18 protein-coding genes are annotated in these 25,191 nt (G+C 71.4%); 11 read left to right on the plus strand and 7 right to left on the minus strand.

What is annotated here, in order from left to right; translation table 11 throughout:
* Positions 1-13 precede the first annotated feature (13 nt).
* Positions 14-370: a winged helix-turn-helix transcriptional regulator gene (locus C1708_RS06070; protein ID WP_106411684.1), complete on the minus strand. Its 357-nt coding sequence runs from the start codon at positions 368-370 to the stop codon at positions 14-16.
* A 159-nt stretch (positions 371-529) separates the two neighbouring features.
* Here C1708_RS06070 and C1708_RS06075 point away from each other — a divergent pair, with 159 nt between their 5' ends.
* Both C1708_RS06075 and C1708_RS06080 read left to right on the plus strand, forming a co-directional pair.
* Positions 530-1,561, plus strand: coding sequence for a zinc-binding alcohol dehydrogenase family protein (locus C1708_RS06075; protein ID WP_106411685.1), 1,032 nt, complete (start codon positions 530-532; stop codon positions 1,559-1,561).
* Positions 1,562-1,785: 224 nt separating this feature from the next.
* The gene (locus C1708_RS06080; RefSeq protein ID WP_106411686.1) at positions 1,786-2,637 is read left to right on the plus strand and encodes an MBL fold metallo-hydrolase; all 852 of its coding nucleotides are present in this window, start codon (positions 1,786-1,788) and stop codon (positions 2,635-2,637) included.
* A gap of 15 nt (positions 2,638-2,652) precedes the next feature.
* Here C1708_RS06080 and C1708_RS06085 read toward each other — a convergent pair whose 3' ends face one another.
* Positions 2,653-5,442 (minus strand): ATP-binding protein, encoded by a 2,790-nt coding sequence (locus tag C1708_RS06085; protein ID WP_106411687.1) that lies wholly within the window; start codon positions 5,440-5,442, stop codon positions 2,653-2,655.
* Between the two features lie 459 nt (positions 5,443-5,901).
* Between C1708_RS06085 and C1708_RS06090 the strand changes: the two genes are divergently transcribed.
* Positions 5,902-8,754 carry an AfsR/SARP family transcriptional regulator gene (locus C1708_RS06090; protein WP_241911171.1) on the plus strand — a complete coding sequence of 951 codons (2,853 nt, stop codon included), beginning with the start codon at positions 5,902-5,904 and terminating at the stop codon, positions 8,752-8,754.
* Positions 8,755-8,810: 56 nt separating this feature from the next.
* On the opposite strand, the gene C1708_RS06095 is transcribed toward C1708_RS06090, so the two are convergent.
* A complete protein-coding gene (locus C1708_RS06095) occupies positions 8,811-10,226 on the minus strand; it encodes a sugar porter family MFS transporter (RefSeq protein ID WP_106411689.1) in 1,416 nt (471 codons plus the stop codon).
* A 288-nt stretch (positions 10,227-10,514) separates the two neighbouring features.
* On the opposite strand from C1708_RS06095, the gene C1708_RS06100 reads away from it, so the two are divergent.
* From C1708_RS06100 to C1708_RS06110, 3 genes are all read left to right on the plus strand, one after another.
* Positions 10,515-10,979: an SsgA family sporulation/cell division regulator gene (locus tag C1708_RS06100; RefSeq protein WP_157951246.1), complete on the plus strand. Its 465-nt coding sequence runs from the start codon at positions 10,515-10,517 to the stop codon at positions 10,977-10,979.
* A gap of 244 nt (positions 10,980-11,223) precedes the next feature.
* The gene (locus C1708_RS06105) at positions 11,224-11,832 is read left to right on the plus strand and encodes a response regulator transcription factor (protein WP_106411691.1); all 609 of its coding nucleotides are present in this window, start codon (positions 11,224-11,226) and stop codon (positions 11,830-11,832) included.
* A gap of 211 nt (positions 11,833-12,043) precedes the next feature.
* Positions 12,044-12,502 carry a GNAT family N-acetyltransferase gene (locus C1708_RS06110; RefSeq protein ID WP_133169054.1) on the plus strand — a complete coding sequence of 153 codons (459 nt, stop codon included), beginning with the start codon at positions 12,044-12,046 and terminating at the stop codon, positions 12,500-12,502.
* 17 nt (positions 12,503-12,519) lie between these two features.
* On the opposite strand, the gene C1708_RS06115 is transcribed toward C1708_RS06110, so the two are convergent.
* Positions 12,520-15,279, minus strand: coding sequence for an AAA family ATPase (locus C1708_RS06115; protein ID WP_106411693.1), 2,760 nt, complete (start codon positions 15,277-15,279; stop codon positions 12,520-12,522).
* Positions 15,280-15,489: 210 nt separating this feature from the next.
* Positions 15,490-16,065 (minus strand): TetR/AcrR family transcriptional regulator, encoded by a 576-nt coding sequence (locus C1708_RS06120; protein ID WP_241911172.1) that lies wholly within the window; start codon positions 16,063-16,065, stop codon positions 15,490-15,492.
* Between the two features lie 480 nt (positions 16,066-16,545).
* Between C1708_RS06120 and C1708_RS06125 the strand changes: the two genes are divergently transcribed.
* The 3 genes from C1708_RS06125 to C1708_RS06135 all read left to right on the plus strand — a co-directional run bounded on the left by C1708_RS06125 (position 16,546) and on the right by C1708_RS06135 (position 19,040).
* Positions 16,546-17,187 (plus strand): SLAC1 family transporter, encoded by a 642-nt coding sequence (locus tag C1708_RS06125; protein ID WP_241911173.1) that lies wholly within the window; start codon positions 16,546-16,548, stop codon positions 17,185-17,187.
* Between the two features lie 304 nt (positions 17,188-17,491).
* A complete protein-coding gene (locus C1708_RS06130; RefSeq protein ID WP_198602411.1) occupies positions 17,492-18,043 on the plus strand; it encodes a hypothetical protein in 552 nt (183 codons plus the stop codon).
* A gap of 739 nt (positions 18,044-18,782) precedes the next feature.
* Positions 18,783-19,040 (plus strand): helix-turn-helix domain-containing protein, encoded by a 258-nt coding sequence (locus C1708_RS06135; RefSeq protein ID WP_106411694.1) that lies wholly within the window; start codon positions 18,783-18,785, stop codon positions 19,038-19,040.
* A 319-nt stretch (positions 19,041-19,359) separates the two neighbouring features.
* Here C1708_RS06135 and C1708_RS06145 read toward each other — a convergent pair whose 3' ends face one another.
* On the minus strand, positions 19,360-20,472 hold the full coding sequence (locus C1708_RS06145; protein WP_502696113.1) for an IS110 family RNA-guided transposase: 1,113 nt from the start codon (positions 20,470-20,472) through the stop codon (positions 19,360-19,362).
* Between the two features lie 946 nt (positions 20,473-21,418).
* On the opposite strand from C1708_RS06145, the gene C1708_RS34875 reads away from it, so the two are divergent.
* Positions 21,419-22,507 carry a hypothetical protein gene (locus C1708_RS34875; protein WP_241911175.1) on the plus strand — a complete coding sequence of 363 codons (1,089 nt, stop codon included), beginning with the start codon at positions 21,419-21,421 and terminating at the stop codon, positions 22,505-22,507.
* Positions 22,508-22,906: 399 nt separating this feature from the next.
* On the opposite strand, the gene C1708_RS06155 is transcribed toward C1708_RS34875, so the two are convergent.
* Positions 22,907-24,046 (minus strand): PucR family transcriptional regulator, encoded by a 1,140-nt coding sequence (locus tag C1708_RS06155; protein WP_106411695.1) that lies wholly within the window; start codon positions 24,044-24,046, stop codon positions 22,907-22,909.
* A gap of 87 nt (positions 24,047-24,133) precedes the next feature.
* Between C1708_RS06155 and C1708_RS06160 the strand changes: the two genes are divergently transcribed.
* The gene (locus tag C1708_RS06160) at positions 24,134-25,189 is read left to right on the plus strand and encodes a ferredoxin reductase (protein ID WP_106411696.1); all 1,056 of its coding nucleotides are present in this window, start codon (positions 24,134-24,136) and stop codon (positions 25,187-25,189) included.
* Positions 25,190-25,191: the final 2 nt, after the last annotated feature.

Consider the following 25,191-nt stretch of genomic DNA (forward strand, 5'->3'; position numbering starts at 1 on the left):
CCGCGGGCAGCCGTCAGGCGATCTCGTCCATGTGCTCCTCCACCCAGCCGCGCAGCTGCCCCAGGGGCCGCGCCACGCTGCGCCCGAGCGCGGTCAGTTCGTACTCGACGTGCAGGGGCACCGCGGGGTAGACGGTCCGCTCCACGAAGCCCCGGTCCTCCAGGCGGCGCAGCGTGGCGGTGAGCACCTTGGGGCTCACCCCTTCGAGTCGCTTCTGCAGGGCGCCGAAGCGCTGCGGCCCCTCCTCCATGGCGCCGATGGCCAGCGCCGACCACTTGTTGGCCAGGAGATCGAGGACCTCTCGGCACGGGCACTGGGCGGCGTACACGTCGTGATGGTCGTGCCGCTGGGACTCGCAGAGTGTCACCATGGGGTCTCCCTTTCCTGAATTACCTCTCCCACCAGCTTACTTCCCCTGGGGAAGTAATATCCCTTGCAGGTTACTACCTCCTCAGAGCTACGTTACGGGCACAGCGGAAGTCCGCTGTGACATCACCAGTCCGCTGTGACATCACCAGGAGGAACAGTCATGAGCCAGCTCCCCGAGACCATGCCGGCCGTCGCCTACCGCAAGAGCCTGCCGGTGGACGACGCGGAGAGTCTCCTCGACACGACCCTGCCGGTGCCGCAGCCAGGGCCGCGCGACCTGCTCGTGCGGGTCGAGGCCGTCGCGGTCAACCCGGTCGACTACAAGATCCGGCAGAGCAACGACCCGGGCGGCGAGCCCAAGGTCCTCGGCTGGGACGCGGCGGGCACGGTCGTCGCCGTCGGCGCCGAGGTCGAGTCCTTCCAGGTCGGCGACGAGGTGTTCTACGCGGGCGCCCTCGACCGGCCCGGCGCCAACTCCCTGTTCCACACGGTGGACGAGCGCATCGTCGGTCACAAGCCCGCCTCGCTCTCCTTCGCGGAGGCCGCCGCCCTGCCGCTGACCTCGCTGACCGCCTGGGAGGGCCTGTTCGAACACCTCGGGCTGTACGCCGACGCCCTGAAGCAGTCGGGCACCCTGCTGGTCACCGCCGCCGCGGGCGGTGTCGGCGCCATGGTCTCCCAGCTGGCCCGCGCCCTGACCAGCCTGACGGTGATCGGCACGGCGTCCCGCCCCGAGACCGTCGAGTTCGCCCGGCGGATGGGCGCCGCGCACATCGTCGACCACCGCCGGCCCCTCGCCCCGCAGGTGCGCGAAGTGGCCCCGGACGGCGTGGACTTCGTCTTCGGCACCACCGGTACGGAGCAGAACCTGGCCGCCTACGCCGACATCGTCAGGCCCTTCGGCCGGATCGTGGCCATCGACGACTTCGGCCCGGTGGAGATCGGCCTGCTGAAGTCGAAGAGCATTTCCTTCCACTGGGAGTTCATGTTCACCCGCTCGTTGCACCGCACCGCCGACCAGGCCGAGCAGGGCCGCATCCTGGACCAGATCGCCCGGCTGGTGGACGCCGGCATCCTCACCACCACGGCCACCACCGACCTGGGGAAGATCACGGCGGAGAACCTGCGGGAGGCGCACCGCGTCCTGGAGTCCGGCAAGGCCATCGGCAAGATCACGATGACCGGCTTCTGACCGTCCCGAGGCCGCCCTGGGCACCAGGGGGAGGGCGAGGACTCAGGACTCCACAGTCCTTCCACTTCCGGTGCCTAGGGTGGCCGAGGCGGCGCACCCGCGCCGTCTCCCCCCGACCGCCGCCCCGTGTGCGGCCGTCGGGGACGACCCGGTCACCGCACCGTGCGCCGTCGGCGGACCGGCACGCGCGGCCACGCCGGTCCGCTACGAACGGAGCCAACGCCATGCTGACGATCGACGTCTTCACCAGTGACTACAAGCCCATCGCCGCCACGGCACCGGGCTGGGACAGCGGTGTGGGCGCGACCTGGCCGGCCAGTACGGCGACGCTCGTCCACGGCCGGCGGGAGGCCGTGCTCGTCGACGCGCTCATCACCGTCGCCGAGGCACACCGCCTCACCGACTTCGTCCGCGCCACCGGCAAGGTCCTCACGACCGTCTACGTCACCCACGGCCACGCCGACCACTTCCTCGGCCTGCCGGTCGTGCTGGACGCCTTCCCCGAGGCCGTCGCGGTGGCGCTGCCCGAGGTCGTGCCGCACGCCGAGGAGCAGCTCACCGGGCCGGTCCTGGCGTACTGGGAGTCGCTGTTCCCCGGGGCTCTGCCGGCCGGGCCCGTGGCGCCCCGGGCGCTGACGGGGGACGTCATCGAGCTGGAAGGGCACGAGCTGAGGCCGGTACGGGTCGGGCAGAGCGACACCGATCCGTCGACCGTACTGCACGTCCCGGACCTCGACGCCGTGGTGGGCGGCGACGTCGCCTACAACGGCATCCACATGTGGCTGGCGCAGACCGACAGCCGGGCGCGCGAGCGCTGGCTCGGGGCCCTGGACACTCTGGAGGCGCTCCGGCCGGCCCGGCTGGTCGCCGGCCACCAGCCCCCCGGCGCCGACGACCGGGACGCCGCCGCCGTCATCGCCTCCTCCCGCCGCTACCTGACCGACTTCGAGGCGGCGGTGGAGGCCGGCGCCGGTGCCCGCGACGTGGTCCGGGCGATGAACCGGGCGCACGGGGACCGCGGCAACCCGTACACCCTGTACGTCTCCGCGGCCGCCCAGTTCCCGTCGCGGGACTGACCTCCCGCGGCGTCCTCAGGGCGTCCCCGTGTCACCGAGCGCGTCGCGCAGCTGCGCCCGGTTGGTGATGCCCAGTTTCGGATACGTCTGGTACAGGTGGAAGCCGATGGTGCGGGCGGAGAGCAGCAGCCGCTCCCCTATCTGCCGGTTGGTCAGGCCGGTGGCCGCCAGCCTGGCGATCTGCAACTGCTGGGGCGTGAGCCGATCGATCCCCCGCGAGGCACCGTCGCCCCCGCGGACGGTGACGCCGCAGGCCCGCAGTTCGGCGGAGGCCCGCTCCTCCCACGGTCGCGCGTTCAGCTGTTCGAAGACGGTGAGTGCCCGGGACAGCTCCGTGCGGGCCTCTCCCGTACGCCGTCTGCGCCGCAGCCACTGCCCGTACTCCAGCTGGACGACCGCCCGCTCGAAGGGCCACTGCTCCGCGGCGGGGTCGCCGAGCGCGGCCTCGAACAGCTCCGCCGCCCGCTCGTCGTCGGCGAGGACGGCCTCGGCACGGCGGGTGAGCAGCAGCAGCCGCGGGGACATCCGGCCGTCCAGCCGCCGCCGCGCCGCGGCCAGCACCTCCGCCGCGTCCCGCCGCTTGCCGACCCGCACGGCCGCCGCGGCGAGATCGCCGAGCGCGTAGTAGGACGCGTGGTAGTGCACGGGGCTCGGTTCGGGTCCCACCGTGAACAGTCCGCGCAGCAGTTCGTACTCCAGTGGGTGGTTGCCCTCCGCGCCGGCCACGAGCGCGCGGACCCAGCGGGCGCGGACCCAGAGGGCGCGGCCCTGGGCCGGGTCCACCCCGGCCACGGCCCGGTCGATCATCTCCCTGGCCTCGTCGGCCCGGCCGCGCAGCGCCAGCAGGGCCGAGGTGACGTACATCGCGGCGCGGCCCGCCATGTCGAGGCCGTTCTCGGCGGCGACCCGCCGGGCGTCCTCGGCGCAGGACCAGGCAGCCTCCCAGGCGCCGGCCTCGAACTGGGCCAGTGCCAGCGCCTGCCCGAGGGTGGCGTTGGACCCGGCCGTGGTCACGGCGTTGAGCCGTTCCATCGCCTCGCCGAGCAGCCGGACCGCGACGGTGGTGTCGTCCAGGATCCACGCGCCGGCGCCCAGCACGGTCAGTTGCTCGGCGTCCCGCTCGGACCGCGCCAGACAGTCCCGGAGGAACGCGAGCAGCCCCTCGCGGTCCCCGTGGGGGTCGCAGCAGGCGCGGGTCCAGAGCTGGTCGTGGTCGTTGCCCACGTCGACGGGGATGCGCGCCAGGAGCCGGAGCATGCGCTGCCGGTAGGTCTCGTCGCCGGTGTTGTAGGCGATGATGGCGGCGTGCCCGAGGGCGACCAGCGCCGCGTCCGGCGCCCGGTCCACCGTCTCGTCCGCCAGTGGCAGCAGGTGGGACAGCGCGGCCTTCTGCCGGGTGGTGGCGGCGAGCGCCCAGCCCGTCCACAGGGTGGCCGCCCGGAGCATCGCCTGGTCGTCGGTGGCCGCCGCGACCCCGCCCGCCAGTTTCTCCACCCACAGGGGCTCACCCGCGTTCATCGCCAGGTCGCAGGCGTCCAGCAGCCGCCGGGCCCGTGCCTGACCGTCCGGGCTCAGTTCCGCGGCCCGCTCCAGGGCCGCGGCGGCCACCCGGTAACCGCCGCGTCGCCGTGCGCGCCCCGCCGTCCGCACCAGCGCCGCCGCGATGTCCTCGTCGGGGACCAGGGTGGCGGCGGCCCGGTGCCAGGCCTGCCGGTCGGGATCGTCGCTCAGCAGGTCGGCGAGTGCCAGGTGCGCCTGCCGACGTTCCCCGAAGGAGGCCGAGCCGTAGACGGCCGACCGCACCAGTGGGTGCCGGAAGACGACCCGACCGCTCTCCACCCGCACCAGGCCGACCTGCTCCGCCACCGACCACGCGTCCGGCCCTCCGGAGGCGGAGGCGGCCAGGAGGGCGGCCGGCATATCCGGGGCGTCCGCGGCGGCCGCGTACAACAGGAACCGGCGGGTCTGCGGCGGCAGCCCTGCCAGCCGCTCGGCGAACACGCTCTCCAGGCGTTCGGTGATCGGGAGGGCACCGGCCGGTCCGCCGGGCCGGGGTGGCGGGGACCCGGCGCCGGCACGGGCCAGTTCCACCAGCGCCAGCGGATTGCCGTCGGCCTGCCGCAGGACGCGCTCGCGCAGCAGGCCGCGCGGGGCGTGGGGCTGGGCGTCGAGCACCCGCTCGGCCGCCCGGTCATCCAGTGGCCGTAGCGGCAGGCGCGCGAGGTCCGTCCCGAACTGCTGGGGCACGGTGTCGCCCCGTACGCCCATCAGCAGGGTCACCGGCTCACCGGTCACCCGGCGCGCGACGAAGGCCAGCGCGTCCAGGGAACAGGCATCGGTCCACTGCGCGTCGTCGGCGACGAGGAGCACCGGCCGCCGGGCGGCGGCATCGGACAGCAGGGTGAGCGCGGCGAGGTTGATCAGGAGCCGCTCGGGACGGTCGTCGGCCGCCGGCGGCGCGTTCTCGGCGTGTCCGAAGGCGCCCACCAGCGCACGGCGCTGGGCGTCCGGCAGGCCGGCCGCCTCCGGCAGCAGGGGGGCCAGCATCTGGTGCAGCGCGGCGAAGGCGAGTTCCCGCTCGCCTTCGTGCCCGGTGCACCGCAGCACGCGTCTGCCGTGCGCCGCGGCCTCCTGGGCCGCCGCGTCGAGGAGGGTGCTCTTGCCGGTCCCGGCCTCCCCGAAGAGGACCAGGGACGGGGGCCCTTCCCGCCGGGGAGTGAGGACGAAGTCGCGCAGACGGGACAGTTCGGCGTCACGGCCGAAGATCTCCGTCGTCGGCGGGGCCTGCTCACCGCCGGTCACCATGGCTCCTCCCAGCCGCGTCCCGGAGGACTCGAAGATCGTTAAGGGCGCGACACTATCAAGTGGTTTCCTGCGGTTCGCCACCACTCAGCACCCTTCGATGCATACGCGAGGAACGTCCCCCCGCACCTCGGGCGGCCGGGAGCGCGGGGCCGGGACACGGCCGGAGAATCGGCGGGCCTCCCGGGCGGGCGGCAGACCAGTCAGGTTACTTATACGGCCGCTGTCCGACCGACCTATGTTCGCACCTGAGGCCGGGGAAGCCGTGCGCCCGCCGGGCGCGGACGACGGGATCCGCAGCGGTGGCGCACCATTTGACACGAATCAAACTGACCGGCCATATTCGCATCACCACGCTCGCGTTCACAGCATTGCCCGGCACGGCCGTCTCCACCCGGTCGAACAGCGACTGTGCACCAGCCGACGTCCGAGAGGAGACCATCGTTGCCCAGGCCCCATCCCGTGACGGGCGATCCGTGTGTCCGCTTCTCGGTCCTCGGCCCGGTCCGGGTCTGGCGCGGCAACGACGAACTGCCGGTTCGCCCGAAGCAGCAACGGCTCGTCCTGGCGGCGCTGCTCGCGCGCGGGGGCCGGCCGGTCCCCCTGGCCGAGTTCATCGAGCTGCTGTGGGAGGGCCGGCCGCCGGTCAGTGCCGCGAACGCGGTGCACCGGTACATCGGTGCCCTGCGCCGGCTGCTGGAACCGGATCTCCCCGCCAGGTCGGCGGGGCGGTGGCTCACCCGGCAGGCCGGCGGCTACCGCCTCCGGGTCGACGCGGACAGCCTCGACCTGCTGAGGTTCAGGGACCTTGCCGACCGGGCCCGCAAGGCAGGCAGGGCTGGCGAACCGGCCGCGGCCGTGGACCTCTACGTCACCGCCCTCGGGCTGTGGCAGGATCACGACGCCGCGGGTCTCGAACCCGTCCGCCGGAGCTATCCCACGTTCGTGATGCTGGAGCACGAATACGTGTCCGTGGTCTGCGAGGCGGCCGAGACGGCCGTCCGCTGCGGGCGCGCGTCGGCCGTCCTGACCCCGCTGCGCCAAGCCGTGGAGCGCCATCCGCTGGACGAGGCCCTGGTCGCGCACCTGCTGCTCGCCCTCGCCGACGACGGAAAGCAGGCCGAGGCCGTCTCCCTCTACCAGGACGTCCGCCGCCGCCTGGCGGAGGAGCTGGGGGTCGACCCCGGCCGCGAACTGTCTGCGGCGTACGAACACCTCCTGCGGGGGCGGGCGGCCACGGAGGCCGGGGCGGGCGGTCACGACAACGGCATGGGCCGGGACGACCGGCCGGCACAACGGCCCGCCGCCGCTCCCCTGACTCCCTCGCAGCTCCCGGCCGACCTGGCCTGCTTCACCGGCCGCCGGGAGGCGGTGCGGCAGGCGATCGCGATGGCGGGGGAACGCGGCGGTACCCTGCGCGTCATCGCCATCGATGGCATCCCCGGCGTCGGCAAGACCGCTCTGGCCGTGCACGTGGCGCACCGCGCCGTGCCCGACTTCCCCGACGGACAGCTCTACGTCGACCTGCGGGGCTTCACCCCCAACGGTGATCCGGCCGACCCCCATGAGGTCCTCGCCGGGTTCCTGGGCGCCTTCGACGTCCCCCGGCAGCGGATGCCGGACACCCCGGACGCACGCGCCGCGCTGTACCGCAGCGTCCTGGCCGGTCGCCGGGTGCTGGTGGTCCTGGACAATGCCTGGAGCGCCGAGCAGATCGCACCGCTGCTGCCCGGCACGCCGGAGTGCATGGTCATCGTGACCAGCCGGGCCCGGCTTACCGGGCTGGCCGCCTCGCACGGCGCCCGGCTGACGACGCTGGAGGCGCTCTCCGCCGACGAGGCTGCGGCGGCCTTCGTCGAGCGAGTCAAGGGGGTCAGGACGGACGTGGACGACGCCTCGGTGCGGCGGATCGTCGACCGCTGCGGCAGGCTTCCCCTGGCCGTGGCCATCGTCGCTGCCCGCGCCGCCTCGTACCCGGAGCACCCGCTGCCGCAGATCGCGGCGGAACTGGCGCGCGCGGGCCGGAGCCTGGAGGGCTTCAGCGACGACCACCTCGACAACGACGTGCGCGCCGTCTTCTCGTGGTCCTACCGCACGCTGTCCGAACCGGCCGCCCGCCTCTTCCGGCTCCTGCCGCTGCACCCGGGCGACGACGCGAGCGTGAGCGCCCTGGCGAGCCTCGCGGGCACCACCCTGCCGGACGCCGCCGCGGCCGTCGGCGAGCTGGTACGCGCTCGGCTGCTGACGGTGCTACGACGCGACCGGTACCGGTTCCACGACCTGATCCTCGCCTACGCGAGCGAGCTGGGCGGATCCGACGGCGCGGCGCGCACGGCCGCGCCGTCCCGGCTGCACGACCACTACCGGCAGACGGTGAGCGCGGCCAACCGGCTGCTGCGGTCCAGGGTGTACGAGCCCGAGCCGCCCCCGCCGCTGGACGGCGTCCAGGTCGAGTCCCTGTCCGACGAGGCCGCCGCCATGGCCTGGTTCGGCGCCGAGCGGCCGGTCCTCAACACCCTCGTGCAGGAGATGGCGGCACGCGGTGACGCCCGTGCCGCGTGGGAGACGGCCGTGTCGATGCAGCTCTTCCAGCAGCGGCTCGGCCTGTGGCAGGAGTGGGCGGCCGGCATGGGCGGCGCGTTGGTGGCGTCCCGGCGGGCGGGGGACACCGAGGGGATCGCGCGGACGTGCCGGGGGCTGGCGGGTGCCCTGCTCTTCCGGGGCGACACCGACGCCGCGCTGCCCCTCCTGCACGAGGCGGAACGCGAGTTCGCGGGCCTCGGCATGACCCTCGAACTCGTGCACACCCTCCGCAACATCGGCTCCGTGTACATAGCCCGGGGCAGCTCCGCGCAGGCTCTCGCACACCTGGACCGGGCCCTGCGCTTGCTGCGCGTCCATCGCCATCCGTACCTGGAGGCGACCACCCTGGTGTGGGCGGGTGAGGCACACCTGGACCTGGGGAACGCGGACCGGGCCCTGGAGCTGGCCGAGGAATCGCTCGGCATCTCCCGGCCCCTACGCCTGGTCGACGGAGAGGGACCCGCTCTGGGCGTGGTGAGCAAGGTGCACCGGCGACGCGGGGACCTCGGGGCGGCGATCGTGGCCCGGCTGCGCGCCATCGAACTCGCCCGCCGCCAGGGCCATGTGAGCGGAGCGGCGGAGGACCTGCTGCTCCTCGGGGACCTGCACCTGGAAGCCGGCGCCCCGGAGGCGGCACGCCGCGCGTGGCACGAGGTCCTGGAGCTGACGGACGATCCGGACTCGCCGGTCGCCGCCACGGCCCGGGAACGGCTGGCCCGGACGCCGCGCTGACAGGGACCGCGCCGGTCCGCACGGGTGGGCGGAGCACGGACCGGCCGGGTCCCGCCTCAGCCGCCGCCCAGCCTGGTGCCCTTGGTCTCGGTGACCGCGAAGGCCACGAAGAAGGCCGAGAGCAGGGCGAAGGCAGCGTAGATCACATACCCGGCCGACAGGTTCCACTCGGAGAGCGCCGGGAACGACTCGCTCACCGCCCAGTTGGCGATCCAGTTGAAGGCCGTGGCCACCGAGATCGCCGCCGCGCGGATGCGCAGCGGGAACATCTCACCCACCATGACCCACAGCACCACACCCCAGGACGCCGCGAAGAAGAACACGAAGGTGTGCGCGGCGACGAGCGCGACGCCCGCCTGGAGGTCCGGAAGACCGATGTCGTCACCGCTGCCGGTGGTGCCGGAGAAGGCCCACGCCGCGAACGCCAGGGAGACGGCCATGCCCAAGGAGCCGGCCAGGGCCAGCGGCCGGCGGCCCACCCGGTCGATGAGCAGCATGGCGACGGCCGTGCCCACGATGTTGATGATGGACGTGGACAGGCTGATCAGCAGCGACCCGGACTGGTCGATGCCGACGGACTGCCACAGCACGGACGAGTAGTAGAAGATCACGTTGATACCGACCAGCTGCTGGAAGACCGCGAGGCCGATGCCCGCCCACACCACCGGCAGCAGCCCGGCGCGTCCGCCGAACAGGTCACGGACACGGGGCTTGTGGGTGTCGCGGAGCGAGCGGGCGATCTCGGCCAGCCGGGCGTCCGCGTCGGTGTCCGGGCCCTCGATGTCCCGCACCGCCCGTCCGGCCTCCGCGAGCCGGCCCCGGGCCACGAGGTGGTGCGGGGACTCGGGGATGCGGGTGGACAGTACGAAGTACAGGACCGCGGGGACGAAGGCCGCGAGCAGCATCCACTGCCAGGCGTCGAGGGGGCCGAGCGCGCCCTCGCTGCGCCCGCCGGCGCTTTGGGCGATGGCCCAGTTGACGAGCTGGGAGGCGGTGATGCCGAGAACGATGGCGGCCTGCTGGAAGGAAGCGAGCCGGCCCCGGTACTCCAGTGGCGCGACCTCCGCGATGTAGGTGGGCCCGATCAGGGAGGCCAGGCCGATGGCGATGCCTCCCACGAAACGCCAGGCGCCCAGGTCCCAGGCGGAGAACGGCAGGGCGGAGCCGACGGCGGACACGGCGAAAAGGACGGCAGCCACCCGCATGACGCGGAGCCGTCCGACGCGCTCGGCCAGCCGGCCCGCGACGGCCGCGCCCAGTGCCGAGCCGAGGAGGGCCACGGCGACGATGGTGCCGGTCCGTCCCGCGCCCACGCCGAAGTGGTGCTGGATGCCGGTGACCGCGCCGTTGATGACGGCACTGTCGTAACCGAACAGGAAGCCGCCGAGGGCGGCCACGGCGGCGATGAACGTGACGCGGCCCAGTCGCGCGGCGGGCGGTGCCGCGACCGGCGGCGGAGGTGAGGAGACCATAGGTGACGAGCCTTTCGCTCAGGAGGTGGGGAGCCGGCGTCGGCGGTGGGACGCGGACGGCGTCCGGCCTCCCAGCCTGGGCGACCCGCGGTTCACCGTGATCCGTCACATGACTGCGAAGGGGCCACCGCGTCCCGCCGGGGCATACACCCCGGTACGCACCGCCCCCGGGGCGACGCTTCACACGTGTGCCGGCAGCCCGGACGGGCAGTCTTTCAACCGATGCGCCCCCGGCCTGCGCACCGGAGGATGACGTCCGTCATCAGCACACCGAAGGGCGGAGACCGCATGGGCACACAGGAGTCGGGGAACGAGCGCGGAAGGACCGCCGGCGGTTTCCGCCCCGTCCACCGCATGCGGGTACGCCGCCTGTTCACGGAGAGCGGGCCGGCCTGGCAGACCTGTTCCCTGCGCTACGACCCGGACGCCCCGTACTCCGTGCTGGTCGCCCTGCACCAGCTGTGGCGGGCCCCGGTCCGGTGGGAACTGTCCCGGGACCTGCTGGCGCAGGCCGCCCACGGTCCCAGAGGGGCGGGAACCTACCGGATCTGGCCGTCGCGACGCTCCTTCGCGTCCTCGCGACCCAGGCTGTACTTCAGTTTCCAGACGCCAGCGGAGCTCGTCACTTTCGAGGCGGACCGGGCCGAGGTCTTGAACTGGTTGGACGGAACGTTCGCACGGGTGCCCAGGGGCACCGAGTCGGACCGGCTGGACTGGGACACGCTGGAGGGGAAGCTGCTGGGCCGGCCGTGAGCGAGGCGGCCTTGCAGACTCACACGTGTGATCCTCTCGAGACATGCCACATATCATCGGGGTGTTAGTCGTATGACAGATGGCTAGTGCGCATCGGTCGCCTAAGGTGCGATCGTCCGGAGACGCCACCGACACCGGTGCCCCCGGTCACGCGATCACTCGACTATGTCAACAACGCGGTGATGGGCAGATGAACACGAACTTGGCGCACCCCTGGGGGCCGGCGCACTCACGACCTGGTGACGTGTCGCCGCTGACACTCGCCTCGACGGGCGATGACACCGACGCCGCGGAGGATGCCGCGGCGTTCCTCTCCACGGTGGAGAGCGTGCGGCTGGTGGCTTGGGCGGACCGGGACGACGCACGCGTCGCCGTCGTGTTCGCCGACGCGGCCGGAGACCGGGCCCTGCGCCTGGTCGGCGAGGCCGCTGGCGCCCCGGGCCGACCGGTCCTGCTGGTGGTGGGCTCCATCGACGAGGACACGCTCTGGCGAGCGGTCTCCCTCGGCGTCACCGGAGTGCTGCTGCGGGACCGGCTCCACCCCGCCCAACTGGTGCAGGCTGTGTGGAGCGCGCTGAGGGGCGAGCCGCCGATGTCCCCCTCTCTCGTGTTCACGCTGCTGGATCGCATGCGGGCGGTCCAGGCACAGTGCGCGCGGGCCGCCGGGCTGTCCCCCCGTGAGGTGAGCGTGCTGCGCATGCTCGCGGAGGGCATGACCACGTCGGAGGTAGCCCAGCGGCTCAACTACTTGGAACGGACCATCAAGAGCGTGCTGCACGACGTCATCACGCGACTCGGTCTGCGCAACCGCACGCAGGCCGTGGCGTACGCGATCCGCAGCGGTGTCGTCTGACCCAGGGGGCCGCTCACCGACGCGCACCGCCTTACGCAGCAGCGGGGGCCGATTGCCGCCCCCTCCCCCAAGCGACTGGAGCACCGACGTGTCCCCCTCCGCCCCCGTGACCTGTCAGGTACCGTCCGGCCGGGCCTTCACCGTCTCGACCCGCCGCGGATCCGTCACTACCCGCCCGGCCGCGATCACCGACCACGAGGCCGTCGGTGCCATGCACACGCGCTCCAGTCTGGAGTCCCGCTACAACCGTTATCAGAGCGCCCGTGGTGGCCTCAGCAAACGTGAGTGGTCCGCCCTAGTCCGCCCCGGCACCGGGGAGAGCTACGTCTCCCGGCCGGACACCGAGCCGCTGCGCGTCGTCTCCGTCTGCCACCTGCTGCACACGCCCACCGAGGGCGTAGGCGAACTCGGCATCCTCGTGGAGGACGCCTGGCAGGACCTCGGTCTGGGGACGGCCTTGGTACGGCACGTGCTGAACCGGTCCCGGTGCCTGGGCCTGCACACGGTGCTGGTGATGACCGACTGGTCCAACCACCGCATGCGGGCCATCTGCCGCACACTCGGTTCCCACACCCTGCGCGTCGACGGGAACATCCTCGAACTGGCCCTGCCAGCGGCCCCGTCGACGCCGGGGCCGTGCACACGCGGACGCGGTCGCCGGGCTCGGTGAGCCGTCCGCCCCCTGTGTCATCGGCTGCGCTGCGATGTCCCCCACGGCGTGCCGCAGGACTCGTCATAGGCGTCCAGAGCGTCCCGGAGCGCGGCGCGCGAGGTGACACCGAGCTTGGGGAAGACCCGGTAGAGATGCGCGCCGGCGGTGCGGGGCGAGATGTTGAGCTGGCGGCCGATCTCCTTGTTCGACAGGCCGCTGGCGGCGAGTTCGGCGATACGCCGTTCCTGCGCGCTCATCGCGACGCCGTTCCCCGAGTTGGGCATCCCGACGCCCACACCGGCGGCCCGCAGTTCGTTGCGGGCCCGCTGGGTCCACAGTGGTGCCTTCAGCCGCTGCTCGAACAGTTCCATGGCGGTGCTCAGGTGGACCCGGGCAGCCGTGTACTCCCGGCGGCGGCGCAGCCATTCGCCGTACAGCAGGCGCAGACGGGCGTAGTCGTACGTCCACAGGTCGGCGTCCGGCAGTGACAGCGCGGCCTCATAGAGGGCGCCTGCCTCGTCGTCGGGGGCGGCGATGGCGGTGGCCAGGGCGAGGATGACCGCCAGGTGGGGGGAGACGGTGTCCAGCCGGGCCCGCTGTCCCGCCGCCACGTGTGCCCGGGCCTCGGCGGTGCGGCCGGTCCGCATCGCGGACTCGACGAGGTCCACGAACACCCGCTGGTAGTGGGGGAAGTGGGAGGGCAGTTCGCCCGGCGGGGTGACGGCGATTGCCTGCTGATACGCCTCCTCGAAGTCGCCTCGGCCGATCGCGGCGCGGGCCCGGGTCTCCGGTACGGCCGCCAGTAGGAGCTGCATGCGCCGGGGCTGTGCCCAGGCGGTGATGGTGTCACAGTGCTTGCGCAGCGCTTCCTCGTCGCCGCGCCCGGAGGCGACCATGGCCAGAGCGTAGGTGAGGATGACGTGAATGAGCTGGTAGTCGTGTTCCGTGGCGTCCGCGATGCCCCGGGAGGCGATGGCCTCGGTCTTGTCCCATTCGCCCCGCATGAACGCTTCGTGGGTCCGTGCCACCGGCCCGAAGCGCAGGCTGTCGTACCGGGCGGGCCCGATGCGCTCCCGCCACTGGGCGTCGTAGAAGGTGAAGCAGTCGATGTACATCGCCGTGTAGATGAGCCAGTTGACGCGCCACAGGGAGGTGGTGGGCGACAGGGTGTCGGCCACTCGTTCCAGTCGTTCGCGGACGCCGTGCGCGGTGCGCGCGGGGTCGGCCACGGCGTCGAAGCACATGCGGGCGGCCTCGGACATCCTGTCGCGCACCTCGTACACCCCGGGCCACAACTCCGCGCGCCCGCCCCAGACAGCGGCGTTGAGCAGGACGTAGAAGGCGTCGTCCGACGCCTCCGGGTCCTCGGCGGACTCGCTCGTGGAGGCCGTCCGCATGAAGGGCAGCAGGATGCGGAAGACCGCGTCCACGTCACCCTCGCGGTGGAACTGCACGTACGCCGCGGCCGTGGCGGCCCGGAACGACTCCGTGCTGTGCGCGGTGGCCAGTTCGTGCGCCGTCTCCAGCAGGCCGCCGATGCCGGCCGCGAACGCGGCCTCGTCCACGCGGCGGGACCGTTCCGCGGGGTCCTGGCTCAGTTCGGCCGCCCGGCGGAAGGCCGCGGCGGCCTCCGCCGCACCGCCGCGGGCCAGGGCCCGCTGGGCGGCCCGGGTCAGCTCCACGGCGACGGCCTCGTCCGGTGCGTCGGCGGCGTGCGCCAGGTGCCACGCCCGGCGCTCCGGGTCGGTCTTGTGCACCTCGGCCAGGGCCCGGTGCGCCGCCCGGCGCCGTCCTCCCGGCGACATGTGGACGACGCAGGAACGCGCCAGGGGGTGCCGGAAGGTGATCTGCTCGGCGAGGTGGTCGAGGCGGACCAACCCGGCACGCACGCAGGTCTCCAGCATGTCGTCGTCCCACTTCTCACCGGCCTGGGTCGACGCGGCGAAGATGTCCCGCAGGTTGCCCCGGCGCTCTCCCGCGAGGGCGGTCAAGAGCAGTGCGAAACGTGCCTGGGGGGTAAGCGCGCTGATACGGTCGGCGAAGACGCTCTCCAGCCTGCTGCTGAGCGGCAGGGTCACCGGGAGGGACTCCTCGCCGTGCCGCTGCGCCTCGGTGAGCTGGGTCGGCAGTTCCACCAGGGCCAGCGGGTTGCCTTCCGCCTCGTCCAGCAGGCGTCGGCGGGTCGACTCCGCGAGGCCGGGGTGGTTGCTGTCCAGCAGCGTCAGGGCGTCCGCCGCCGGCAGCGGGCCAACGGGCAGGACACGCAGGCCCGTCGCGTCGAAGGCTCCGCCCGATCCGCTGCGGCCGGCCATGACGAAGGCCGCCCGGCAGCCGGTGAGCCTGCGGGTGATGAACGTCAGGACCTCGGCGCTGGAGCGGTCGATCCAGTGCACGTCGTCGACCACCACCGACAGGGGCCGGCGCCGGGCGGCAACCTGGATCAGCGCCAGGGCGGCCGCCGAGATGGCGAAACGTCCCGGCGCCGCCCCCTCCCGGACGGAAAGCACCTGCTCCAGCACGCCGCTCTGGAAGTCCGACAGTTCTGTCACGTGCTCGAACAGGGGGTGGAGCAGTTGGTGCAGAGACGAGAACGCCAGTTCCTGCTCGCTCTCGACGCCGACCACGTGCAACAGGCGCAGCCCGCGCTCTTTCGCCCTGTCCGCCACGGCTTCCAGCAAGGCGCTCTTGCCGACTCCGGGGTCGCCCTGGAGCAGTAGGGCCGCCCCCTCGTTCTCCGTGTCCGCCAGCACCGCTTCCAGCGCGCTGAGTTCGGACGCACGGCCTACCAAAGACACCGTTCCTCCCGCGCCGGCGGGCGTCTTCCCCGCCGACACGCCATTGTGGGAGGGCTCGGGATCACGGCGCATCTGTCAGTCGACTGGCGACTCCCACCGGTCCGGACGGTGGGGGCACCTCGCGGTCACACGTACCCGCACGTTCCCAGGTTCAGCCGGAGTACGACCAGAAGCCGCCGAACGGTGCCCGATGGGGCAGTCGGCGGGGACTCAGCGTGTGAGGACGCCGAGAGCCAGGTCCAGTGACCGCATGGAGGCGTCGGCGTCCCCGGTGGCCTTGCCCCGCAGGGCACCGCCCTCGAAGGCGTCGACGAGGAAGGCCGCCAGGTCGCGGGCGGGCTCCGAGGAGGTGATCTCCCCTGCCTCGCGCCCTTGCTCGATGATGTCAGCCAAGGCGTCGGTCCATTCGCTGAGGCTGCCGCGAACGGCCGAGCCGACCTCGTCGCCCGCCGTCGGCGTCTCACTAGCCATGGTGACCAACAGGCAGCCGAACTCCACACCGGTACCCTTGGTCCGGGCCGCCTGCCCGGCGAAGTGGGCCCGCAGCCGCTCCACCGCCGGGCGGCCGTCGGCCGCCTCCAGCATGGTGAAATCCGTACCGTCGCTGTAGCGGCGGACGATCTCAGCGGCCAGCTCCTGCTTGCTCTTGAAGTGGTTGTAAAACGACCCCTTCGGCACCCCTGCCGCGCTGGTGATGTCCTGCACGCTCGCGCCGTTGAAACCTTGGCGACGGAACACGGTCTCCGCGTGTTCGATCAGCTTTCCTTTGACGCTCACCTGGGGCATCTATCCAATATGGCCGGTCTGCTTGGCCTCGTCAAGACTCCCGTCGCCGAGCAGCGGGCGACACCCGCTTGACCACTAATACGACCGGCCATATTGCCTGATCGTCGATCGGCCGAACGCTGTCGCGGCCACCCGGAAAGGACGCGATCATGGCCAGTGACACTTCCGCCCGCCCCAGACTTGCGTTGAACACCCTCGGTGTCGCGCTGGGTCTGGCCGGGCTGACGGGGACGTGAAGCGCGGCAGGCGATCTCCGCGGAGCGCCCGGCGCGGTCGGTGACGTGCTGTGGACGGCAGCGGCCGGGGCATGGCTCCTGATCCTCGCGCGTTACCTCGTGGCCGCCGGTCCCCACGGCGTCGCCGAGGACCTGCGCCACCCGGCCACCGGCCCGTTCGCCGCTCTGGCACCCGCCGTCGGTTCGCTCCTCGGCGCCCGGCTGGCGCAGGAGCAGCCCGCGCTGGGCCCTTCCTGTTTGGTCCATGCTAGTGCTCAGCGCGGCGTTCGGCGCCTGGTTCGTGGCCACACTGCTCACCGTGCCGCGCGAGGCGAGGGCCTTGCACGGCGCCTATCTGCTGCCGACCGTGGCGGCGTCGTTGATCTCGGCGCAGTCGGTCGTCGCCACCGGCCACCGGAGGGTCGCCACCGCGCTGTTCGCCGCGGGTGTCCTCTTCTGGCTGCTGATCGGCGGGCTGCTGCTGGTGCGGTTCGCCACCGGGCCCGCCGTTCCGGAGCAGTTGCTGCCGACGCTCGCGGTGTTCTCCGCGCCGCCCGCCGTCGCCGGCAACGCCTGGCGGGCGATCGCCGGCCCCGGCCAGGACGAGGTCCTGCCCGCCCTGCTCAGCACCCTGGCGGCCCTCCTGCTGCCGCACCTCTTCCTGCTCCCCAGGTACCTGCGGATGAGGTTCACCCTCGGCTTCTGGGCGTTCACTTTCACCCTCGCCGCCAGCGCGACCTACGGGGTGCGCATGCTGTCCCTGTCGCCGTCGACCTGGCACACCTCCCTGAGCTGGACGGTCGTCGGGACCGCCACCGCGCTGATCGGCGCCGTGGCCGCCCGCTCCCTCGCGTTCCTCCCCCGGCCGCGCCGTCTTGCCCACCCCGGACGCGTCCAGCACACCTGACCGACCCGTGTCACCTACATGTGGGTGCGTCCCCCACGGACCGCTCCCCCTTCGCAACAACCTGAGGCCGCGACCTCCAGCCGGACCACGCGGCCTCCGCGCTACGGCGGCCCGGCCCGCACGGCCGTAGCCCGTCGCGTACCCCTGACATGTGACATGTGCGCCCACAGAAGGGCCCCGGCGGGCCATGATGGTCGTGACAGGTGAGCATGTCCGGAGTGTCACCCGCGTAGACACCTGCCCACGTGTGCTCCCGAGGTGGGTAGCATGCGCACCACCGTCCTCAACGAGGGAGTGAAACGTCGTGACCAGCCAGTCGACAGCCACCGTCCGATCGCGGCTGGTGGAGCAAGCCGCGTCGGACCTGGAGGAGAACCGCCGTCAGCAGCGTGAACTGACCGAGCGGATGGCGGTGTTGCAGCAGGAGGAAGCCCTCCTGACGGACATCCTGGACCTCGCCCGGCGTTACGAGGGCATCGCGGACCGGTCCCCGCTCCCCGAGCAACTGCGGGACGGGTCGGTCACCGCGAAGACCAAGCGGACGACCGGAGGCACGGCTTCGCGACGCTCCGGCGGGACCGCCGCTCCGGTGGGTGGGAGGACGAAGACCGGTGCGAAGGGGAAGACGCAGCGGCCCCTCCTCGGCGACCTGCTGCTGGAGCTGCTCGGCCGGCACGACGCCCCCTGCGCAGCCGCGGACCTGCGCGACGAGCTGCTGGAGGCGCACCCGGATCGCAACCCGACGCCACAGGTGGTGCGGAACACCCTGGAGTCGCTGGTCGCCAAGGGCCGCATCCGCCGCCACAAGGAGCAGCGTTCCGTCATGTACACCGTCGTGCCGGAGGCGAAGAGCTGAGGAGCGGGCCACGGCTCCGGCGCATACCACGAACGGGATTCCCCACCCGGCGACCGGACCTCCCGCTCCACACGAGTAGAGGCGCGTCAGTCGAGGGCTCGATACGCCAAGAGGCCCAGTAGTCGACGGCGCCCTCGCCGGACACCCGGCCGAGGGAGTCGCCGGGGTCATTCGCTGTCGTCGGTGGTGCCAGGGCGGTCGCCGCGGTGACGGCTGCCGAGCGGCATCCCCCGCATCCGTGGTCAGCACCTGACCCATCCATGTCGCCTCGACCTGCTCGGGCTACCGCACGGCCGGTTCCGCCTCGACCAACGTGCTGCGCAGCGCCGTGACGAGGCGGCCACGGCTCACGTCCCCAGGGTCGCGCCCGATGTCGCCCCCCGAGAGACCACACGCCCGCGCACGCTGCATGCGTGGGCGGCCTACATTTCCGCACGAGTCTAATAACTGCGGGCCTGAAGCAGACTCGATACCGACGGCTGCGGACGACACTTCAGTGCCGCCACGATACGGCGATCTCTCCACATCGCCTTCTCCACCAGCAGGCAGGGGCGATGCTCCGCTAAAGCGCGGGGCGGCCTGGACTAACGGCCGTTGGGTCCAGGCCGCGGAAACATAGCAGCGAACCGCCGGTTAGCCAAACCGGCAGCTCCGCGGACGGTTGGGGGCTACCGCGCCTACCTGCGTCTGCGCACTGCATACCCGACGCAAGCACCATCCACCAAAACGAAGGAAATTAATGCACATACGGGAAAGCGAGCCTGTGAGCGCCCGATACAGTCCCGCGCATATTCCTGCCACTTGGAACGGAACGGGGAGCGTGGAGGACGCCGCAAGGGCGTTTGGGTTTTCGCGAGCGAAGGGGTACGACCTGATCCGCAGGGGGCGGTTTCCGTGCCGCGTGCTTCGCATCGGACGAAGCTCGCGCGTCGTCACAGCGTCCCTGCTCCGCATGCTCGAAAGCGGAGAACCGGAGTACAACGAAGCCCGCAGCTGATGCCATCGGCGCCCTGAGCCAGTGACGACGAGGTCCCGCCAAACACTCGGCGGGGCCTGGTCGTCTCACTCGCGCTATCACGAGCGCTCGCACACACCTATCACCAACTGAGTCGACTCCCGTCGACCGTGATGCTCTGACCTGCCATTACACGACCGACATGGACTGAGGTGGACTACCGTGGACGGTCTCTACAACCTGTGCCATGTGGTACCCAGTGAGGGACCGAGGATCAGGACCGGGGCCTCTTCTGGCCCGTCAAAGCGGTATTGCAGGGTGTGCGACGGTGTCTCACTCACGCCCCGCACCCTCTCACGTCTCACAGACGCCCCTGTAACGCGGGGGTACGGGAGACCGGTCTGACCAGGTTGAAGACCTCGCGGGCTGCGTATCGCTTGAGGCACCGGATAATTTCACGTCGGGTCCTGCCTTCTTGGGTGCGGCGTTCGTCGTACGCCTGGGTGCGTGGATCGTGGCGCAGGCGGGTGAAGACGATGCGGTGCAGGGCGGCGTTTGCCTGCCGGTCGCCGCCGTGGTTGAGCCGGCGCGTGCTCCGCCGGCCCGAGGAGTACTCGATGGGGCTGACTCCGCAAAGGGCAGCGAAGGACGCCTCGGTGTCCAGCCGCTCGGGGTTGTCCCCCATGGTGATCAGGACAGTGACAGCACTGTCCGGACCGATGCCCACCGGTTCGAGCAGCTGCGGGGCGTGGTGCTCGACGAGCCGGGTCAGGCGTTGGTTCAGCTCATTGATCTGCCCGGTGAGCTGTTCGATGCGCTCGGCGAGCATGCGCAGCGTCATGTGGGTGGCCTGGGTCACCGCGTCCTCGTCTGCCCCACCATCGGGTGGGCCGAGGCGCGCACAGGTGCGGAACAGCTCGGTATTGCCCAAGCTCGACAACCGTTCCCGCAGGGCGGGGCCGGCGATGACCAGGACGGCCTTGAGCTGGTTGATCGCCTGGGTGCGGGCCCTGACCGCGGAGTCCTTGGCGAGTTTGTAGATCCGGGCGCTGTGCACCGGACCGTCGCCGGATTTCGCCCGGGCCTGGGCGCGACCGCTGAGCACGGCTCGCGCTGCGGCCTGGGCATCGAGCGGGTCCGACTTGCCGAGCAGCCGGCGGGCCGTGCGGTCGGGCCGGTTCACTTCGAACACCTGGATCCGCTGGGTCACCAGGTAGCGGGACAGGCCCGCGCCGAAGGTGCCGGTGCCCTCCACCCCGGCCCGGCGCACCGTCCCCCGTTTGCGGGCCCGGACAAGCAGCTGCCGGTAGCCAGCCGCCGTCGCCGGAAAGGACTCGGTTCCCAGAACCTTCCCCAGCGGGGAGACCGCGGCGGCGACATGCACCTCGCCGTGCGTGTCCACGCCCAGCACGACCTCTCTCCGCACGGGTTGATCCGCGCTCGATGAGGTGCTGCGCTGCCGGGTCGTCAGGATGGTTCGCCTCCCACATGCTGACGTGCTGGCTAGGGTGAATGGCACCGGCCTGCTCGGGCGGTCTGAACCGTGATGGCGCCTGAAACTCGGCAAGGCCCCTATAGGGACACGCCCTGTGGCTCGGTGACAACAGAAACCATCCCGCAACGGCAGTCGACAGGTCCGTGACTGGACACTTCGGTCATAGATCTCACGAGTCAGGCCCCGTCCGGGATGACACTGCACAACCGTCCCATCGATCGCGGTACAGCGGCGTAACTCGATCACTGCCGGATGACTTCGGCCGAACCGATACTCAATCTGACTGAGCGGGCTGACAAGGCGTTGACTCTCGTCCACCCCTGACCGGCATTGACAGGCAGACGTCACGCAAGGAGGCGGTGCTCACCGGCTGCGGCAGCTGCGGCTCCTCCCCCGTAGAGTGTGAGCAGGACACTCTGGTCAGGCATCTCAGGAGTCAGACCCCGCCGCAGGACAGCACCCACCTACCGCTCTCCGTCTATCCAGCTTGCAGCCACGTCAGCTCGCTCGTTCGGACGAATTGAGTCGAAGCACCGGTCGTCTACCAACGGAACTGGCACCATGCCGCCGTCGTACGTCACTTCGAGTCGAAGGCGGACCATTGGAACGGCAGGTCAACGAGCGGCAGCTCTCGGTGTCGCAGTGGGTGGAGGCCGGGTGCCCTGCCTGCGTATGGGAGACCAACTCCTACAAGACCACCTGTCAGGCACTGCACAACCGGGGCCTGGTCACGGTCTCCCGGAAGGCCGGGCAGTGGAGCGTCGCCCTGACGAGCGACGGCCGACACTACCTGGCACACGGCACATACCCTCCCCGCGGATCACGCCCGCGGAAGACCCAGGCCGCCACTGCACGACCCCAGCCCACCCGAGCACAGGCAACTCTGGCCGCCGGGCGGAAACCACGCCCTCCCTCACATCCTCGTGTGACGCTCACGGAACAGCTGTTACAGGAGCTCGCGGAGGCCGGCGGCAGGATCGTCAAGAGCGGCAGCGGTCCCGGCTTGGAGAAGTGGCCGTCCCGCGTCGCCGCCGCACGCAGGTCCGGAAGGGTTCCGGAGACGAAGGAGCTGTACGGAAACTGGTGCCGCGACGGGTACGAGATCAAGCTCGTCGACATCCCCGCCTGGCGCCTTGCCGTCCTGGACTCCGTCCCCGTGCCCTCGCGGCTCACTCGGCCGCACACCGTGGTGCGGGCCATGCAGAACGAACGCCAGCCGCTGGGCCTGACCAAGCCCGTCCAAGGACGCGTTCTCCGGCTCATCCAGGCACTGATCACCGCCGCCGAGGCCGAAGGGCGCACCTGCTCGGCCGGGCAGACCGGCTTCGCACCCCCACCTCATCGCCGCCGCAGGGCAAATCCCCGCTTCACCATCACCGCACAGGGCCAGACAGTGGGGTTTGTCGTCCTCCAGGAGCAGGACCGGGCCGAGCACGTCGCCACCGAGAAGGAACTCGCCGACGCCAAGAAGCACTCCTGGGTCAGAATCCCCCGCTTCGACTACACCCCGTCCGAACGCCTCCGCATCATCCTCAGCGGCGGCCAGCCACACCGGGCGAGCGAATGGGCCGACGCTCCCGGCCGCGCCCTCGAACAGCAGCTCGCCGAGATCGCACAGGAGGTCACGCTGCGCGGCGAAGCCGCCGAACGCAGATGCCAGGACGAGGCCGAAGCGGCACGCCACAAGCGCATCCGCTGGGAAGCCGCCATGGAACAAGCCCGCATCCGGTACGCGGAGGCGTACCGCGTCAGACACCTAGAAGCTCAGGAAGCGGCATGGCGACACGCCACCGGACTGACCCAATACGTGAGCACCGTACGCACGCGAGTCGAGGACATGCCTCCGGGCCAGGCCAGAACCGAAGCCGAGGAATGGATCAGCTGGGCAGCGGCCACCGTTGAACGCCTCGACCCATTGAACACACCGCCCCGGCTGCCCGACATTCCCAAGCCACAAGCCGACGACCTGAAACCCTTCCTCGGGCACTGGAGCCCTTACGATCCCACCTACTGAACGCCCGCACCGCACATTGTGCGCACACAACCGCAGTTCAGGAGCTCTTCGCGACCGGTTCAATCGCGGCACACCGGCCTGGTGGGTCATCGGAAAGATGTCGACCTGAGCGATCTTCGGAAAACCCGAGGTCAGATCCTATTTCCTGGCCCTTCGCCAACACCCTGCTCGAAGCGACCGGCGTCCTCCTCGGCCAACTCCCGCTCAGTCGCGACCGGGTGTGGCTGGTCGTGCGAGACGCGGGCCTGATGGATCGGCAGGTGGGCGACTCGTGGTGGAACGCTCCCTGTCAGCCGACCTGCTGCACCTTGATCGCGTCGTTCACCCGAACCGTCCCGGCTGGGACACCGAGCACGATGCCGGGATCCGCCGGGAGTTCGTGGACGGTCGAAGTACGCGTCAGCTGTCCCGAAGACCGACAGCCAGCGTCAGTTCGAGGACCCGGTGTGGCGATGCGAGATCCGGAAACAGCTCCCGCAGCTGCGACATCCGGTACCGGACGGTCTGGGGATGGACGAACAACGCCGCCGCGACCTCGTCCCGCCTGCCTTGGTGCAGCAGCCACGCCCGCAACGTCTCCTCCAGCCGCCGTGCGGTCGTGACAGGCAAGGTGTGCAACGGTGCGAGGGCTCGGGCACGCAGGTCTGCGTACGCGTCGACGTCGGCGCTCAGTACGAGCTCGGGCAGGTGGTCCTCGGTGTCGCGGATATCAGAGGAGAGGGAGCGCGCGCGTAGGGCTCGTGCGTACGAGGCGGACGCACGAGTCCATGGCCGGGCCGGGCCGACCACTGCGGTGCGGTCGGTCAGCTGCCGCAAGAGATGTGATCGGTCGGCACCGGGGACGAGCAGCACACCGGTGGCGTCCGGCAGATCGTCGAGGACGAGGGTGCTCGGGTCGAGCGCGCGGTAGGCAGGCCGGGCCTGGGCGGCGGGCAGCAGGACCGCCGTCAGCGAGTCCGGGGGCTGCCATCCGGCCCGTTGAGCAGAGGCCAGCAGCACGTCCGGGCTCGCGTCGGCGAGGAGGTCGCGGGCCAGGTGTTCCAGGTGGCGCTCGTGGGCCCTGCCCCGGGCGGCCAGTTCGTCGGCGTGGCCCGCGGCGCTCGCGGCGGAGAGCTCGTCGATGTAGGCGAAGGTCAGCTCGGCGAACTTGGCGACCTCGGCGGCGGGCAGACCTGCGGACACGGCGCCCGCTGCCAGGCATCGCCAGGCCACGCGGGCGCCGACGCGGTAGGCGCTGAGCAGGGCGTCCATCGAACGGCCGTCGCGCACCTCGCCGCGGCCCAGGTCGTAGGCCGCGTCACCGCCGTCGCCGCCCGTGGCGTTCCCGCTCGCGAGGTCCAGGTAGTGGCCGAGGGCGGTGCGAACGGCTCGGCGGATGGTGCCGCCCATACTGCCCGAAAGGGCGTTGGCATAGGGAGGGACCTCGTCGATGATCGCCTGGACGACCTCGTCGGCGGTGGTCTTCAGCGCGGCCCGAAGTGCGGTGACCGTCGTCTCATCCAGGGCCAGTTCGCTGGCCCTCCGGATTGCATGACTCACGTTTTTGTTCCCTGTGAACAATTCAGCCGACCAGATTCACATCCTGCGGTCAGGACTTTACGCCTCAAGGCGCAGCAAGCTGAAGTCATGAGTAGTGCAGCCCTCCGCAGCAGGGCGTGGAAAATGCTGGAGCTGGTCACGACGCCGCTGCTGCCGTCGGACTACCTCGACCTGGTCAGCCCCCTGCGTGCGGGCGCTGACCTGCGGGGGCGCATCGAGGCCGTGCACCCCGAGACGGATGACGCCGCGACTGTCGTGATCAGGCCGGGACGGGGCTGGCGCGGCCACACGGCCGGTCAGTACGTGCGGATCGGGGTGGACGTCGACGGGGTGCGCCTGTGGCGTGCCTATTCCATCACCTCGCCGACCGACCGCCAGGACGGCCGCGTCACGATCACCGTGAAGGCGATCCCGGACGGCAAGGTCAGCAACCACCTGGTCCACAGGGCGAAACCGGGCACACTGATTCAGCTCGACCAGGCGATCGGTGACTTCGTGCTGCCGCAGGCCAAGCCCGCCAAGGTGCTCTATCTGACGGCTGGCAGCGGCATCACACCGGTGATGGGCATGCTGCGCGACACCGAGTTCGACGACGTCGTCATGGTCCACTGCGCGCCACGGCCGCAGGACGTGATCTTCCGCGACGAACTGCACGACCTGGTCGCGGACAAGAAGCTCCGGCTCACCGAGGTGCACACGGACACCCACGGCATGCTCGACATCGCCCGTCTCGACGAACTCGTGCCCGACTGGACCGAGCGCGAGACCTGGGCTTGCGGGCCCGCGGGTCTGCTCGACGCCGCCGAGAAGCACTGGAGTGAGCACGGCGTCCCAGAGCGCTTGCACATTGAACGCTTCCGCCCCAGCGTCGTCGCCACCGGTGACGGCGGCGAGGTCACGTTCAGTGCCACCGGCAAGACCGTCGACGCGGACGGCACCACGCCGTTGCTGGACGTCGGCGAGGAGGCCGGCGTGCTCATGCCCTCCGGGTGCCGCATGGGCATCTGCTTCGGCTGCGTCACGCCGCTCAAGGCGGGTGCCGTCCGCGACCTGCGCACCGGCGAGATCACCGAGGCCGAGCCGGGCGTCCTCATCCAGACCTGTGTGTCCGCCGCGGCGGGCCCTTGCGACATCGAACGGTAGGA

This window comes from Streptomyces sp. DH-12 (assembly GCF_002899455.1).
GTDB lineage: Bacteria > Actinomycetota > Actinomycetes > Streptomycetales > Streptomycetaceae > Streptomyces.